We start from the raw sequence: 15,658 nt of genomic DNA, 5'->3' as shown, positions 1-15,658 counted from the left end.
AGGCTTCACCGCCCCTGCAACAAGCCGCTGTGCTGCGCCGCCTCCGCCAGCCAAGCCGGGTCTTCGGCCAGCGCCAGGGCGGCTTCCAGCGTGCGTGAGGGGCGGCTGCCCTGGTGCAGTATCAGGGCGATGGGCACGGCCACCTGGGGCGCCACCAGGGGTCGCGCTTGCAAGCCGCAGCGGGCCGGGCCGTAAGCTTGGAGTTCGCCGAGCAGGGCGCCGGGCAGCACGCTGCTGACCTGGCCGGCGACCACACAGGCGACCAAGGCGCCGGTGGAGTTGGATTCGATCGCCGCTTGCACCTTTGTCACGCCGGCCTCGGCAAAAGCGCGGTCGACGATGCGGCGGTTGTGCATCTCGGCGCTGAGCAGGCACAGCGGCTGGGCGGCGGCGTCCTGCCAGCGCATCTCAGCGCCGATCTGCAGGCCCGCAGCGCTTGGCTCTGCCTGGGCTTGTTGCAGCAGAAAGTAGTGCTCGGTGTACTGGGGCAGCACGCGCAGCTGAGCTCGGCTTTGCTCCATGCGCTCGGTGTAGCCCAGGGCCAGGTCCAGGGCCAGGTTCTCCAGGCCGGTCTCCAGCTCGACCGAGCTCATCGAGCGCAGCGTCGGCCGTATGCCCGGGTGGCGCGCCTGCAGCCGCGCCACGAAGCGGGCAGCGATGGGCATGGCCGTGGGCACGGAGCCGATCAGCAGGTGGCCGCTGGGCGAGCCGCTGCGGCTGTCCAGCTCCTGTTGCAGCAGCTCTTGCTCGCGCAGGGTGCGGCGTGCGCTGGCCAGTACGCGCTCGCCTTCTTCGGTGAAGCCGGCGAAGCTGCGGCCGCGTTTGACGATGGCCGTGCCGTAGCTTTCCTCCAGCGCCCTCAAGGCGTTGGAGAGCGCCGGTTGGGTGACGTGGCAGGCCAGGGCGGCGCGGCCGAAATGCTTGTGGTCGTCCAGCGCGACCAGGTACTTCAGCGAGACGAACAGGTTCATGGCTGCGCTTCGCCGCCTACCGGGCGGCCCACCAGGCTGCCGCCCTGCAGCTGCAACGCCAGGCCACCGAAGAAGGCCAGGTCTTCGGGGTCGTGGGTGATCATCAGCATGGGGATCTGCAAACGTTTCAGCAGCGCATCCAACTCCTCGCGCAGGCGGCCGCGCAGGGCCGGGTCGAGCGCCGAAAACGGCTCGTCCAGCAGCAGGGCCTGCGGCTCGCCAACCAGGGCGCGCGCCAGGGCCGTGCGTTGGCGCTGGCCGCCCGAAAGTTGCTCGGGCCGTTGGCCTGCCACGTGCTCCAGCTCGAACACCTGCAACCAGTGCTCGACGCGCGGGTCGCGTGCGCGCCGTGATGGGTTGAGCCAACCCTTGCTCAGGCCGAAGGCGATGTTCTGTCGCACATCGAGCTGCGGGAACAGGGCGTAGTCCTGGAACAGATAGCCGAAACCGCGCTGCGCGGCGGGCAGGTCGATGCCGCGCACGCTGTCGAACAAGACCTGACCCCGGCAGCGGATGCGGCCCCGGTCGGGTCGGTTCAGTCCGGCAATCGCTTGCAGAGTCAGGCTCTTGCCGGCGCCCGAGGGGCCGCAGAGCACGGTGCGCGCCTGCTGGCTTTCGAAGGCCAGCTCCAGGCGGAATGCCGCGGCGCCGCGGCGGCTGTGCAGCTGCTGCTCGATTTGCACTTCGAAGAAAGTCTCCCGCGTCATGTCGGGCTCCGTGCCGGCATCAGGCGGCCGGCCACCAGCAGCACCACCACGCAAACGATGGAGCTCAGGGCCACCAGGAAATTGGCGCTCTCGTCCTGGCCGGCTTGCACCGCCTCGTAGATGGCGATCGACAGGGTTTGGGTTTGGCCCGGAATGCTGCCGGCCAACATCAGCGTGGCGCCAAACTCGCCCAGCGCCCGCGCAAACGCCAGCAGCAGGCCGGCCATCAGGCTGCGCCGTGCCAGCGGCAGGCTGACGCGAAAGAACAGGGCCCAGGGCCCCAGGCCCAGCACCCGGCCGACCTGCTCCAGCTGCGCGTCCACACCTTCGAAGCCGGCCCGCGCCGACTTCATCACCAGCGGGAAGGACACCAGGGCCGCGGCGATCACCGCGCCCTGCCAGGTGAAGACCAGCTGGATGCCCAGATTTGTGTCCAGCCAGTGGCCGATGGGCCCGCGCCGGCCCAGCAGCACCAGCAGGTAGTAGCCCAGCACGGTGGGCGGCAGCACCATGGGCAGGGTCAGCAGCGCGTCCAGCAGCTCGCGCCCGGGAAAGCGCCGCCAGCGCGCCAGGCCGTAGCCGGCCGACGTACCCAGCAGCAGATTCACGGCCGTGGCCCAGCCCGCCACTTTGAGCGACAGGGCCAGGGCGATCCAGGCGGAATCCATGGGCAGGGGCGGGGAAGGCGAATCCGAGAAAAAAGTGACGGCGGGGTGCGGCGCAATATAGCGCAGGCCTTGAGCCGCCAGTTTCGCCCCTTTTTCAGCGCCCCTGCTTCAGCGCGGCTTGCGCAGCCAGGCCAGCGCAGCCTCCAGCACCTCGTCGCGCTGCTCGCGCACGCCGGCCACGCTGCGGCCTTGCTGGATGTCCGGCAGGATGCCCACATCCATGAAGCGGCTGCCGTCGTGCTGCGTGACCTCCATGCCCGTGAAGGTGATGGTGGCGAGTGGGTTCTTGCCTTGCGCGTCGGGCAGCAAGCGCATCTCGGTGATGTTGCCGTTGGCACCCGAACTGGCCTCGCCCATCAGCGGCACACCGGCTGATTGCAGAAAGCCCAGCGCATGTTCGTTCTGGCTCTGGCTGAAGCGGCTGTAGATCGCCACCATGGGTAGCTTGAAATAGGGCGTGGCCGGCTGGATGGCTTGCTGCACCCGCTGTCGGTAGACCTTGGGCCCAGGCGCATAGGGCTGGTGGTGGTAAAGCGGTAGGGACTGAATGGGCTTGTCCACCAGATGACCGAGCAGGCTGTACCAGGCGCTGAACTCGACCGGGTAAGTGCGCAGGTCCAGCACCAAGGCCTTGGCCTGGGCCAGCGCTTCGCGCGCGCGAGGCAGGTCGGCCTTGGTCATCTTGGACAGGTTGAGGTAGAGGGTGCCGTCGGGTTTGGGGTCCAGCAGGGGCAACTGGCCTGCCACGTCGTGCCAGGCCATATAGGCGTCGGCCGGCTGGCCGCCTGGCGCAGAGTTGATGCTGGGCACGCTCACCGTGGCTTCTGAGCCGTCGGCGTGGCGCACGTTCAGGCTGTAGCTCTGCGGCGCGGAGCTGTACATCAGGTCCTGGTACAGGGTCCAGCCCATGCGGGTGTGCTCGTTGGACAGACTCAGGGGCAGCAAGCCTTCGACCCACTGCTGTGGCGTTCGGCCGTCGATGCTGAGCAGCTCGTCGTACTTTTGCAGGCCGGCAACCGAGGCGGTGGGCTCCACCAGCAGCGGCTTGCCTTGCACCAGCTGCACCGAGAATGGCATGAACCAGCGCCGCCGCTCCAGGCTCTTGGCGCTCAGGCCGACATGGTTGTCGCGCAGCAGGGTCAGGCTGCGGCGCAACTGGGCGTTGACGGCCGGCACGCGGTCGGCACCCTGTGCCGGGTCGCAGCTGCTCAGCATGGGGCGCAGTTCGGCCGGCCAGTTCAGCTGCAGGCTCTCTTTGTAGGGAAAGAAGTTCTGGATCACGCCCCAGGCCTTGGCCATGGCGGCCAGGCAGGCGGCGGGCTGGTTGAAGTCCTGATCCGGTGACCAGCCTGCAGGGAGGGGCTTGAAGCCTTGGCTCGCCGGGCTGGTCTTGCCCAGCACCACGGGCTGAACCAGGGGCTGCAGCACCTCGATGCCGGCCGCCTTGTAGCGCGCCGCCGCCTCGCCGGGCAGGCCGGGGGCGCTGCCCAGCTCGGCGGCACGCAAGGACTTGCGGCGTCGCTCGTACACATCCTTGGTGTCGTTGATGCCGCCTTCGATGTAGCCGTTCTGGTACCAGTAGTTCAGCTCGTCCTGGGGTGAGACTTTGTATTCGGCCGTGGGTTCGTTGAAGCGCAAATCGGGCGCCAGCGGCGCGAACAAGCTGCGCAGCAGGGCCAGGAATTCGGCATCGGTGCCGACCTGGGAGCTGCGCAACATGGCGTACTGCAGGAAAGCGTCCCAGTCGGTCTGCGCCACGCCGTCGGAGGGGTGGAAGTACTGCACATTGGCGGCAATCTCGGCCAAGGCGGCCATGCGCTCCAGCTGCAGCTGGCCGAATTTTCCGGGTGTGGGCCACAGGGTGGCCGGGTCGGGCAGGCTGGGCGTGGCGGGTGTGCTCGGCGTGCTTGGCGAAGGCGGGGTGCTGTTGCCCGCACCGCCACCGCCGCCACCGCAGGCGCTCATCGTCAGGGCCGCGAGCAGGACCCAAGCTCCGCGGTCCGCTGCGAAGCGCGTCGGCCGGGTCAGCGATGTGTTTGGCATGGGCAAGGTCTGTCTCCTTGTGGGTTCAGCCGGCTGCAGTGCTGGCGGTGTTGTGGTGGTGGTGCGGCCGCCTTCAACTCGGCTCACGACGCAGAAGCTGCCAGCGGCTGGCATGCTGGCACCGCCTGTGGGAGCGCCGTGAGAGGGCTAACACCAAGATCGAGCAGCGCAGCCTCGCTCGGTGCATCCACCGAGCGCCCGCAGCCTCTGCAGCGCGTACAGTCAGCGCCCGAACTGTCGGTTCCTTTGTTCATGAGCTCTCCCGCCCCCACCATTGCGCCTGCTGCGTCCTGCGCCAGCCAGTCTGCCTCCCGCCACAAGCTCGGCCTGGCCCTGGCCGGCGGAGGCTTTCGCGCCTCGCTGTTCCATGTCGGCGTGCTGCGCCGCCTGGCCGAGCTGGACCTGCTGCGTTATGTCGAGGTGCTGTCTACCGTGTCAGGCGGCTCGGTGGTGGGGGCGCTGTACCTGATGCATCTGAAGGCGGAGCTGGAGCAGCCCATGCTGGCCAACCTGCCAGCGCGTCAGGCCGGTCTGAGCCGTGCGGAATATCTGCAGCTGGTGCTGCGGGTGGAGCAAGACATGCGTCGTGCGGCGCAGCGCAATCTGCGCACGCGCTTGTTGATGCACCCGTTCAAACTGGCCTGGGTTGTGCTCGGTCCTTCATCCCTGGCGACCGCCATGGCCAAAGTCTATGAGCGAGAGCTCTTGGCAGGCGCGGTGCAACGGGTCCGAGCCAGGGGCTACCTGGATCCGGCGCCGCCGGTCGTGAGCCTCGCATGGTGGCAGGTACTGAAACGAGCGCGCTCGACGTTCCGGAGCCTTTGGCTTCAGATGCGCGCCTCTGTCGCGCGCGCTGTTGGACAGCTGCCCGGAGATCCGGATGTGGGCATTTCCATTCGTGCCCTGCGCCTGCGTGCACCCGCTTCGGCTCGGGCGGGCGGCTCGGAAAACTACAACCACCAGGCCTTGTGGGCGCCCTCTCCATGGCGTCCTCCGGGCTCGGCATTGACGCGATTGATCATCAACGCCACCTCGCTCAATTCCGGCGCGCGCTTCTGGTTCTCGCATGCGGAGCTGGGTGAGTGGTACGTTGGCCATCTCCGTTATGAGGAGATTGGCGACCAACTGCTGAAACGCAAGCGCTTGCTCTATCCCGATGATCCGGACCTGCCGCAGCCAACGCTGCAGCCGGGCGATCGAGCCTGGGCCGATGCCGTGCTCGCCTGCTGGGGCCAGGGCGATGTCGCGCCGCTGAGTGGTCTGGTCCCGGCTTTGAGCTGGTGCTTGCAAGGGCGAGGTCACGATGCACCTGCCCAGACCTTGGCGCTGGTGCAGGCCTTCAGCGATGCCGAGGCAGGGCGCTTGCGGTTGCTCAAGACGGCCGCTTGGTTCTTGACCGTGGGCGCGAAGCGTGAGCCCCGGGTGGATGACGGCTTGTCTCGTGAGCAGCATCGGGAGCGGTTTTGGGAGGCGCTCGCAGGGCTTGACCAGGAGCTGGGCGCGCGCGTCCGAGTGGCCCTGGTGGGGCGCGGCAATGAGTTCAGCCAGCGCCCCCTGCAAACGATGGCGCTGGAGCAGTTGTGTCGCCTCGTTCTGGAGGTCTACAAGCTCCGTGGCGCCTGGATGGTTTCGCCCCGAGCGGAGTCCGAGTGGGATGCGCTGCCCCTGGCCCAGGCCGTGACAGCTTCGGCGGCGTTTCCGCCGGTGTTCCCGCCCTATTTGCTGTCCGATTTCTACGACGACCGCCGCGTGCGCACCCTGGGCCTGACCGATGGGGGTGTTTTCGACAATATGGGCACGATGGCGCTGCTGGATGAGCAATGCAACCTCATCATCGCCAGCGACCCCGGCGGCATTTTCGAGACCGAGCAGCAAGAGGCCTCGGTCGGCCGACTGGGCCTGAGCGCGCGGCTGACGGCCATCCTGTCCGAGCTGCCGCTCAATCTCTTCCGCCATGAGCTGCGCGAGCGCCAGCGTCTGAGCGAACGGCTGTCGCTGGAGTGGCTCAGTCCGCAGGCGCAAGAGTTCCTGAACATGCGCGCGCTCAAGGCCGTGATCAACTTCCGCATCGAATCCGGGGTGCCCGGGCAACGAGGGCGGCAGATGATGGAAGAGACCGCGCACGCCGGGCGCTCGCCCGAGGCTGAGCAGACCTTGCCGCCAGCCACGCGCCTGCGCCTTGCCGACGAACGCGAGCGCCGCCTGCTGGCCCGGCTGCGCACCGACCTCGATGCCTTCAGCGATCTGGAGGCCGAGGCCTTGATCCGTCAGGGCTATCTGCAGGCCGAAGAGAACCTGGGGCCCTTGCGGCAGGTCGGATCGCCCTTGGCCCATCACCCCGGCTGGACGCATGGACCGTCAGCGCCCTATGAGCCGCCTTTCGCCGATCCTGCCGCCATGCGTCGCCGCGAGCGCTTGTTGCGCGCGGGCCACCATCGTTTTCTGCGCCTGCTGGCGCTCTGGGGGCCGGTGGGGCGTCAGGCGGTCCTGAGTTTGCTGGCGCTGGCGGTGATCTTCGGCCTCAGTCGTGAGGGCCAGGGGCCGTGGCTGCTGCGGGCCCTGCTGACGGGGCTGCCAAATGCGTGGTCGCTTGCCAGCCCCAGCCTTGTGCATGTTCTGTTCCATGGGGCTTGGAGTTGGGTCTCCTGGGGCTTTGTGGTGCTCGGCTGCGCCGTCTTGGTGGCAGTCCGCAGGCGCCTTGTCGACCGTGCCCGCCGGCGCGAGTTCGGCTTGCCGCCGCCCGAGCCCCTGCCGCTGAAGTGGCTGCAGTTGTGGTGGCGACGCAAGACGCCCACGCAGCGGCGCACCCTGGGCTACTACCGCAATGCCTGGGTCTTTGCGGCTTTGCTGGCGCTGCTGCCCATGAACTGGGTGCCATGGGTCTTTGGCCTGACCGTGACTTTGATCTTCTCCCTGTCGGCCCTGGCATGCTTGGCCGATGCCTGCCTCAGCAAGCCCTTGCTGCGCATGGCCCGGCGCGGCACGGGTGTGCAGGGCATTCCTGACAGCTACCCCCAAAACTGATGCACACCCCGACACCCGAAGTCAGCCTGCAGCCCGTGACCTGCGACAACTACGAAGCCATCTGCGACCTGCCCCTGAGCGATCCGCAAAAAGACATGCTGGCCAGCAACACCTGGTCGCTGCTGGAGGCCGCCTACAACCCCGGCTACCAGGTGCGCGCCATCCATGCCAATACGGAGCTGGTCGGTTTCATGATGTGGGTGCCGCAGTCGGTGCACCGCGTGTCCATCTGGCGCTTCATGATTGCGCTGCCGCACCAGGGCTGCGGCCTGGGCAGTCTGGCTTTGCAAGCCGCCATCCGCGAGATCGCCGCCGACCCGGTGGTGCGTGAAGTGGAGATCTGTTACCACCTGGACAACGAAGGCTCGCGCCGGCTTTATGCCCGCCATGGTTTTGTCGAAGAGGGCTTGGATGCGGAAGGGCAGGATATGTTGGCGGTGTTGGGGGTGAATGGAGATCGGTGAACGGGTGAGGGGGTGAGGGGCTTCACATGGGCGTCATTGGGTGGCGCTACAAAGTGACTCCAGCGGCTGAGCCGCGCTGATTCCTCTCCTGCGGAGCTGCCGCCATGAAATACCCCACCAAGACCGAGGCCGGGCGCGAGGCCTTGCGCTTGCGTGACCCCGCCCTGAATGCCCGTGACCGCCAGATCCTGGTGCTGGCCAATGGTGAGCGGGCCTTGCAGGAGCTGGCCGGCATGGTGGGTGTGGGCGGCGCTGCCGCCATGGAGCGCCTGGCCGGCCTGGGTTTTCTGAATCTGGACCGGCCTGCCGCTCCTGCGCCCCGCGCGGCACCTGCCCGTCTCTTCGCCCAGGCCGAGCGGCGCTCCTCGGCTGCCGCCAAGATGTACATCGTCGATGTCCTGCAGATGATCCGCGGCCCTGAGGCCCAGGCGCTCGCCGCCTTGGTGCACACCAGCGGCAATGAAGAAGAATTGATGGAGGCCTTGGAGCAGGTGCTGGAGCGCCTGTCCGTGTTGACCCGGCCCCGCTATGCCCTGCGCATCTGCCAGCATTTGCAGACCGTGCTCCCGCACTCGGCCTTGCCGCGCCTTGAGACCTTCGCGCTGGGGCTGACCGAACAAGTGGCGCGTGAGGAAGAGAAGCTCGCAGTGTCGGCCGTGACTACTTGATGGCGGTGGCCTGCGACCAAACGGCCTGCCATTGGCCGTCGCGCCATTCATAGGCATCGGTGTGCCAGCAGCGCACCGTGCCGCTGGCAAATTCCAGGGTGGCACGGTAGCGGATCAAGGCCATGGTGGGCGCCAGCCGCAGCTGCGGCGATTCGATCAGCCAGTCCAGATAGTTGAGCTCGCCGCTGGCCACGGCTTGCAAATAGCCGGCCTTGTCGAAGCTGCCGCCGCCGGGCGTGATGAGCTGGTAGTCGGGTGCATGCAGGCGCTCGGCTGTGGCCAGGTCCTTGGCGACCAGGGCCTGGGTGCGCTGCGTTTCGAGGCGCAGGATCAGCGGGGCGAGTTCTTCGGTCATGGGGCAACGTACCGTCGCGAGCAAGGCTCACATTCTCTGTGCTGGAACGCGACGGCCGCTCCCCAATGTCGCCACAAGGCCGCCCATTTGCGGCGAAGATGTGCGCTCTGCAGTTGCTGTGCCACATAGCCCACCCTAAGCATGGACGCCGCCCCTTTCAGCCAGGCCGATGCCGAGCAGACCTTGCTGGCGCGCCAGCTCCTGGCCCTGCACCAAGCCAGCCCGCAGCTGCTGGCCCTGTTTGACGACCAAGACGTGCTGCGTTTCGCCAACGAAGCGTTTTGCCAGACCTTTGATGTGCGGCCCGATGGCCAAACTCGCTGGCTGGACATGATGCGGCGCAACCTCGCCAGCGGCCGTGGCAATGTCATGAGCGCGGCCGATTCCGATGCCGAGGCCTGGCTGGCCGGTGCCGCCTCACGGCGCGGCAAGCAGCCCTTCCGCGCCTTCGAGGCCGATTTGATTGATGGCCGCTGGATCTGGATGACCGAAACCACGCAGCCGGACGGCTGGATGTTTTGCAGCGCCAGCGACATCACGGCGCTCAAGATCGACGGCCGCACCCTGCGCCAAGAGCGCGACCGTGCCCTGCGTGCCGCCCAGACCGACGCCATGACCGGCATCAGCAACCGCGCCCATGTGCTGCAGCAGATGCAAGAGCAGCTCAGCCGTGTGCAGATCGGCGCCGGCCAGATGGCCGTGGCCCTGCTGGACCTGGACCATTTCAAGCGCATCAACGACAGCCTCGGCCATGCCGCCGGCGACGCTGTCATCTGCGACTTCGCCCGCCAGCTGCAAGCCTGCAGCCGCCGCGTCGACGCCTGCGGCCGCATGGGCGGCGAGGAGTTCGCGCTGCTCTTGGTTGACGTCAGCGCCGAGCAGGCCCAGGCCGTGATCGAACGCCTGCTCGAACGCACGCGCCAGGCCGCGCCCCTGGCGCCCGAGCAAGCAGCCATGCGCTACACCGCTTCGGCCGGCCTGACTCTGGCCCGGTCCGGCGACACCATCGCCGAACTCTGCCACCGCGCCGACGAAGCCCTGTACCAAGCCAAGGCGGCGGGTCGGGATCGGTGGAGGTGGGCGGGGGGCGTGAATGGGTGAATGGGTGAATCGTGAGTCGTGAGTCGTGAGTCGTGAGTCGTGAGTCGTGAGGTGCGTTGCGCGGGCTTGATCAGGCCCAGCTTTCCCCGAGGGCTTGAGCTTGCTGCAACACCAGTTCCACCGCTGCATCCTGCATATCCGGCGGGTATTTGTATTTGCGCAGAATGCGCTTGACCATCAGGCGCAGGCTGGCACGCACGCTCTCGCGTTCGGACCAGTCCACACTCAGGTTTTTGCGCAGGTTCTCGGTCAGCTCGTGGGCAATCTTCTTCAGCGTTTCGTCGCTCAGCTCCCGCACAGCCGATTCGTTGTTGGCCAGGGCATCGTAGAAGCGCACCTCATCGTCGCTCAACCCCAGCGCCTCGCCGCGTGAGGCCGCGTCGCGGAACTTCTTGGCCATCTCGACCAGCTCTTCCATCACCTGCGCCGTCTCGATCGAGCGGTTTTGGTAACGGGTGATCACATTGCCCAGCAGCTCGGAGAACTTCTTCTGCTGCACCACATTGCTGGCGAACTTTGACTTGATCTCGCCTTCCAGCAGCCGCTCCAGCAGCTCCACCGCCAGATTGCGCTCGGGCAGGTTCTTCACCTGGGCCAGGAACTCGTCATCGAGCAAACCGATATTGGGCTTGTCCAGGCCGACCGCATCGAAGATGTCCACCACGGCGTCGGACACCACGGCCTGGCTGATGATCTGGCGGATCGCCTGCTCGCGCTGCTCGTCGGTTTTCTTTTGCTGTGAGATCTCACGCTTGGTCAGGATCACCTTCACCGCTTGCAGAAAGGCCACTTCCTCGCGCACGGCCTTGGCTTCGTCCAGCGTGCAGCACAGCGTGAAGGCCTTGCTCATCGCCAGGGCTGCGTCGGCGAAGCGCTTCTTGCCGTCGCGATTGCCTTCTGTTTTGAGACCCAGCACATGGTTGGCTGCGCCCGCCAAAGTTTTGTGGCCGCCGGTCAGGAAGCCGCTCCAGTCATAGCCATGCAGCATGGCCCTGAGCACATCGAGCTTCTCCGCCAGCACGGCATAGGCCTCATGCGCATCCACGGTCGGCCGGCCGCGCCCGTGGCTGGCCGTGTACTCGCGCATGGCCGCCTTCAGCTCGTTGCCGATGCCGATGTAGTCCACCACCAGGCCGCCCTGCTTGTCCTTGAACACGCGGTTCACGCGGGCGATGGCCTGCATCAGGTTGTGGCCCTTCATGGGCTTGTCCACGTACATGGTGTGCACGCAAGGCGCATCAAAGCCGGTCAGCCACATATCGCGCACGATCACCAGCTTGAGCGGGTCGGCCGGGTCCTTGAAGCGCTTCTCCAGCCGCTTCTTGACCTGGCTGCTGTAGATGTGCGGGCGCAGCAGCGCCTTGTCGCTGGCTGAGCCGGTCATGATGATCTTGATGGCGCCCCGCTCAGGATCGGCGTCATGCCAACCCGGCCGCAGCTTGACGATCTCGTCGTAGAGGTGGACGCAGATGTCCCGGCTCATGGCCACCAGCATGGCCTTGCCGCGCTGGGCCGCGTCCCGCGCCTCAAAGTGCGTCACCAGATCGGCCGCCACACTGGCCACGCGCGGCCCGGCACCGACCACCTTTTCCAGCGCCGCCCAGCGGCTCTTGAGCTTGGCCTGGGTGCTTTCCTCTTCGTCCTCGGCCAGCTCGTCCACCTCGTCGTCGATGGTGGGCAGTTCTTCGTCCTTCAGGCGCAGCTTGGCCAGGCGCGACTCATAGTAGATGGCCACCGTGGCGCCATCTTCCTTGGCCTGCTGCATGTCGTAGACATGAATGTAGTCACCGAACACCGCGCGCGTGTCGCGGTCTGCCGCTGACACCGGCGTCCCGGTGAAGGCCACGAAGGTGGCATGGGGCAGGGCGTCACGCAGATGCTGGGCATAGCCCACTTGGTACTTGGTCTTGTACGCGGGGGACTCAAAATCCCCCGCCGCGTGCGCTGGCGCTGCGCCGTCTGTGGTCAAGGCGCTTGATGCCTGCCCGCCGCGAACCTTCACCTCCTTCAACTTGGCCTCAAAGCCGTACTGCGTGCGGTGCGCTTCGTCGGCGATGACGACGATATTGCGCCGGTCCGAGAGCATGGGGAACAGGTCCTCATCCTCGCCGGGCATGAACTTCTGGATGGTCGCGAAGACGATGCCGCCCGAGGGCCGGTTGCTCAGCAGCGCGCGCAGCTCCTGCCGCGTGCTCGCCTGCACCGGCTGCTCGCGCAACAAGTCCTGCGCGAGGCTGAACACGCCGAACAGCTGGCCGTCTAGGTCGTTGCGGTCGGTGATCACGACGATGGTCGGGTTCTCCATCGCCGGCTCTTGCATCACCCGCGCCGCAAAGCAAGTCATGGTGATGCTCTTGCCGCTGCCCTGGGTGTGCCAGACCACACCCCCCTTGCCACGCTGGGCCGCGTTGCTGTCTGGCCGGCTGGCTGCGACCACGTGCTCAATCGCTGCGCGCACCGCGTGGAACTGGTGATAGCCCGCAACCTTTTTGATCAGCCGCCCGTCGTCCTCGAAGAGCACGAAGTAGCGCAGGTAGTCCAGCAGCATCGCCGGAGCCAAGGCGCCGCGCACCAGCGTCTCCAACTCGTTGAACTGCCCCAGCGGGTCCAGGTCCACGCCGCTGATCGTGCGCCACTGCTGAAAGCGTTCTTCATCGCTGGACAGCGAGCCCATGCGCGCCTCGCTGCCGTCCGAAATCACCAGCAGCTCGTTGTACTGGAAGACATCGGGGATCTGCGCCTTGTAGGTCTGGATCTGATCGAAGGCCTTCCAGATGTCGGCCTGCGTGTCGGCCGGGTTCTTCAGCTCGATCAGCACCAGGGGCAGGCCGTTGACGAACAAGATGATGTCTGGCCGGCGCGTGTGGTGTGCGCCCTTGATGGTGAACTGATTGACCGCCCACCATTCGTTGGCCGCCCCATCACCCCAGTCGATCAAGCGAACGAAGTCGCCGCGCGTCTCGCCGTCTTTCTGGTACTGCACCGGCACGCCGCTCACCAGCAGCTTGTGGAAGGCGCGGTTGGCCGACAGCAGCGCAGGGATGCCCAGGTCCAGCAGCTGCGCGAGCGCATCGTCGCGGGCGCTGGTCGGGATGTCGGGGTTCAGTCGATGGATGGCTGAGCTGAGCCGGCCGCGCAACAACACTTGGCGGTAGTCGCTGCGCTCGGGAGCCGGGCTATCGGGCGCGATGTCGGCGCCATGGCGGTGGGTGTAGCCGGTCTCAACTAGCCATGACAGTGCTTCTTTCTCTAGTTGATCTTCGGTCACACGCGCCTCCCCAGGCGATGGCTCTTGTTTGAATTCACATGTCGATGTGATCGACATGAAGCCGGAATGCGTCGAAATTTAGCAAGAATTTCGACATGTCTGGCGCATCCGTCGATTGCATCGACAGATGCTCCCCCTTAAGCCACCAGCTCCGCGAACAGGGCATCGTTGATGTAATACATCTCCCGACCCTGTTTGCTGGCGCGCAGCAGTCCCAAACCTGCCAGTGTTTGCAAATAGCTGGATGCCGTCTGACGCTTGGCAATGCCCGCATCGACCAAGAATTGAATCTTGGTATAGGGGTGCACGAAGATAGGTCTGGTGGTGGTCGGTATGAAAGCAGTCTTGAATGGGGGCGGGCCTGTTAAAGCACTCTTTAATGAGCGTGGGCGCAATCAAAGCGGATCGAGCACGCCTTACCCGGCAAGGCATGCGAATAGAAAACGCAGAGTTCCAAATCAGGCCACGGCATCTCTTTTCTCGATCGCCGCAGCAATCAACGGGGCCTTTTTCCTCAAGCCTTCGAGGTTGATCTCTTGGTCTTCATACATCCGCAACCACTCCCGCCTTAGGCGCACGATGCGCTCGTCGTCGACCAGATGCAGATCATTCAGTGTTCGGTCCACCAGCGCATGGAGCCTGGGCGGGATGTTTGCTTTGATGGCTACCAATTGCAGCGAGGGCAGCAGCACTTCGAACCATCCGGCCTTGACCTGAAACGCGTCCAGCACCTTGGGCCGCTTGTTCTTGCTGCTGTTGATCCAGCCTGTGACGTAACGGTAGTTGCTCCATTCGTAGGCCAGCGACTCATCGGTGTTGACAGGCTTGAAATGGTCCACCGTGCCATTCGGTTCGTACATCGCGCTGTAGGCACAGCGGTCTGTGAAGGCCTCCGCCAGGGCTGGCCGGAAGGGGCTCCAAAAGTCCTTGGGACGTTTGGCTTTGCGTGTCGCCTTGGGGTTACGGGCCAGCCAGCCGGCACCCTTTTTTCGGCATTTCTCATCAAAGCCGACGGGCTCCTTCTTGAGCACGCTGCGCGAGACCGGGATCATGCCTTGCGCCCCTTGGGCTCGGTCCGCACCACCCAACGCGGCCAAAAGATGTCATGCCCCGGCACGCTCTTGAGCAGCGCCTTGTGAATCTTGTCCCGTGTATTGAGTTCTTGCGGCAAATTGTCCGTGTCGCCCCGCATCCAGGCCTCGGCAGCCTCAATCGCTTGCTCGGCTTCGACCGATCGGGCCTGCTGCAAACCAAAGGCCGGCGACACCAGCCAATTGACCACGTCGCCCTCGGGTGCCCAGAGCTCGGCATTGATCACGGCCTGATGGTCTTTCAGACGGATGTTGAAGATGGCGTCTTTTTCGATGTCGAACGCGGGTTCCACCGATGCCAGCACCAGCGGCGAATGCGTGGCCACAATCAGTTGCACCGGCACCTTCTTGCCTGTGAGCGCTTCCATGACACGCAGCAAGGCCGGCACGATGCGGCGTTGCCATTGCGGGTGCAAATGGCACTCGATCTCATCGATGAGAAAGATGACTTCCTTGGCCTTGTTCTGCCGCGTGCGCTCGCACGCACGCTCGTGCTCGCGCCAAGTCCACACCAATAGATAGGCCAGGGCGGCAATACGCCGCATGCCCGCCGAAGCATGGACCAGGGCCACATCCTGGCCGTAGGGCATGCGCAGCGAGGGGTGGTCGGTCACATCTTCACCCAGGCGCACCGGGTCACCCGGCGTGAGCTTCTCGATCCCTGAAGGGGACAAGGCATCCAAGACCGTGACCAGATCCTTGAACGCAGGGTCCTTTCCTTTTTGCCAAAGCACCCAGTCGTGAATCAGGCCCTTGCAGTACCAGGTCCCATCGGGCCCCTGCAGCCCCTTCCAGACTTGTTCCGGCGAGAAGTTGAAGCCGCGTGGCTTGACCGAGGGCGATGCGTCTTTGTCCTTCCAGTAATTGCGGGCGGGGTCCCAGGCCGAGAAGCTGCCGTCCACTCCTGCGTAGATGACCACGCCGGGGATCGGGGGGCGCCCCTGCTTGAGCGGCCAGACCCCGTCAAGGTGGTCAAAAGTGACCGACTCGTCATAGGCCCCGGGTGTGGACTTGCTGTAGCGAAACGCAATGCTGGAACTCTTGGCCGCTTTCTGAGGGGCCGCTGGTACGCCTCTGGACCAGGTTCGCGTCAAGGCCCACCAGGCGGCATCCAGCAAAAAACTCTTGCCCAGGCCGTTGTCGCCGGTTAAGAAATTCATGCGAGGCGCGAACTCCACCGGTCCAAGTTGCTTGGCCGGTCCAACGCCTTTCAGGGTCAGGGATTGCAGCATGTCGGGCTTTCTACAGGGGGGATGCAGGCGCGGCGCCCAGACAGGGCAATGCGGCCGACGCGTATT

13 protein-coding genes are annotated in these 15,658 nt (G+C 65.7%); 4 read left to right on the top strand and 9 right to left on the bottom strand.

Going from position 1 to position 15,658, the window contains the following annotated elements:
* Nucleotides 1–5: 5 nt before the first annotated feature.
* The 4 genes from LNV23_RS02360 to LNV23_RS02345 form a co-directional block, all read right to left on the bottom strand.
* Entirely contained in the window at nucleotides 6–971 is a 966-nt protein-coding gene (locus LNV23_RS02360; RefSeq protein ID WP_263561474.1) for a LysR family transcriptional regulator, read from the bottom strand.
* The gene (locus tag LNV23_RS02355; RefSeq protein ID WP_263561473.1) at nucleotides 968–1,678 is read right to left on the bottom strand and encodes an ABC transporter ATP-binding protein; all 711 of its coding nucleotides are present in this window, start codon (nucleotides 1,676–1,678) and stop codon (nucleotides 968–970) included. Before LNV23_RS02355 ends, LNV23_RS02360 begins: the two co-directional genes overlap by 4 nt.
* Nucleotides 1,675–2,346 carry a molybdate ABC transporter permease subunit gene (gene modB, locus LNV23_RS02350; protein WP_263561472.1) on the bottom strand — a complete coding sequence of 224 codons (672 nt, stop codon included), beginning with the start codon at nucleotides 2,344–2,346 and terminating at the stop codon, nucleotides 1,675–1,677. The genes LNV23_RS02355 and modB overlap by 4 nt, the downstream gene beginning before the upstream one ends.
* A gap of 108 nt (nucleotides 2,347–2,454) precedes the next feature.
* Nucleotides 2,455–4,389, bottom strand: a complete 1,935-nt coding sequence (locus LNV23_RS02345) for a S41 family peptidase (RefSeq protein WP_263561779.1) — start codon at nucleotides 4,387–4,389, stop codon at nucleotides 2,455–2,457.
* A 252-nt stretch (nucleotides 4,390–4,641) separates the two neighbouring features.
* Here LNV23_RS02345 and LNV23_RS02340 point away from each other — a divergent pair, with 252 nt between their 5' ends.
* From LNV23_RS02340 to LNV23_RS02330, 3 genes are all read left to right on the top strand, one after another.
* The gene (locus tag LNV23_RS02340) at nucleotides 4,642–7,413 is read left to right on the top strand and encodes a patatin-like phospholipase family protein (RefSeq protein ID WP_263561471.1); all 2,772 of its coding nucleotides are present in this window, start codon (nucleotides 4,642–4,644) and stop codon (nucleotides 7,411–7,413) included.
* Nucleotides 7,413–7,877, top strand: a complete 465-nt coding sequence (locus LNV23_RS02335) for a GNAT family N-acetyltransferase (protein WP_263561470.1) — start codon at nucleotides 7,413–7,415, stop codon at nucleotides 7,875–7,877. The genes LNV23_RS02340 and LNV23_RS02335 overlap by 1 nt, the downstream gene beginning before the upstream one ends.
* A 104-nt stretch (nucleotides 7,878–7,981) precedes the next feature.
* The gene (locus LNV23_RS02330; protein ID WP_263561469.1) at nucleotides 7,982–8,545 is read left to right on the top strand and encodes a hypothetical protein; all 564 of its coding nucleotides are present in this window, start codon (nucleotides 7,982–7,984) and stop codon (nucleotides 8,543–8,545) included.
* Here the strand turns inward: LNV23_RS02330 and LNV23_RS02325 are convergent.
* On the bottom strand, nucleotides 8,538–8,900 hold the full coding sequence (locus LNV23_RS02325; RefSeq protein WP_263561468.1) for a nuclear transport factor 2 family protein: 363 nt from the start codon (nucleotides 8,898–8,900) through the stop codon (nucleotides 8,538–8,540). The genes LNV23_RS02330 and LNV23_RS02325 overlap by 8 nt on opposite strands.
* 141 nt (nucleotides 8,901–9,041) lie before the next feature.
* Between LNV23_RS02325 and LNV23_RS02320 the strand changes: the two genes are divergently transcribed.
* Nucleotides 9,042–10,001, top strand: coding sequence for a sensor domain-containing diguanylate cyclase (locus LNV23_RS02320; protein ID WP_263561467.1), 960 nt, complete (start codon nucleotides 9,042–9,044; stop codon nucleotides 9,999–10,001).
* A 70-nt stretch (nucleotides 10,002–10,071) separates the two neighbouring features.
* Here the strand turns inward: LNV23_RS02320 and LNV23_RS02315 are convergent, their stop codons facing one another.
* The 4 genes from LNV23_RS02315 to LNV23_RS02300 all read right to left on the bottom strand — a co-directional run bounded on the left by LNV23_RS02315 (nucleotide 10,072) and on the right by LNV23_RS02300 (nucleotide 15,592).
* Nucleotides 10,072–13,269, bottom strand: coding sequence for a type I restriction endonuclease subunit R (locus tag LNV23_RS02315; RefSeq protein WP_263561466.1), 3,198 nt, complete (start codon nucleotides 13,267–13,269; stop codon nucleotides 10,072–10,074).
* 137 nt (nucleotides 13,270–13,406) lie between these two features.
* Nucleotides 13,407–13,577: a hypothetical protein gene (locus LNV23_RS02310; protein ID WP_263561465.1), complete on the bottom strand. Its 171-nt coding sequence runs from the start codon at nucleotides 13,575–13,577 to the stop codon at nucleotides 13,407–13,409.
* A gap of 150 nt (nucleotides 13,578–13,727) precedes the next feature.
* Nucleotides 13,728–14,321, bottom strand: a complete 594-nt coding sequence (locus tag LNV23_RS02305) for a hypothetical protein (RefSeq protein WP_263561464.1) — start codon at nucleotides 14,319–14,321, stop codon at nucleotides 13,728–13,730.
* Nucleotides 14,318–15,592, bottom strand: a complete 1,275-nt coding sequence (locus tag LNV23_RS02300; RefSeq protein WP_263561463.1) for an AAA family ATPase — start codon at nucleotides 15,590–15,592, stop codon at nucleotides 14,318–14,320. Before LNV23_RS02300 ends, LNV23_RS02305 begins: the two co-directional genes overlap by 4 nt.
* Between the last annotated feature and the right edge of the window lie 66 nt (nucleotides 15,593–15,658).

Source organism: Kinneretia sp. DJ1R-11, from assembly GCF_025717595.1.
GTDB lineage: Bacteria > Pseudomonadota > Gammaproteobacteria > Burkholderiales > Burkholderiaceae_C > Paucibacter_A.
The sequence above is the reverse complement of the archived record's forward strand: the minus strand, read 5'-3'. Positions and strand labels throughout refer to the sequence as shown.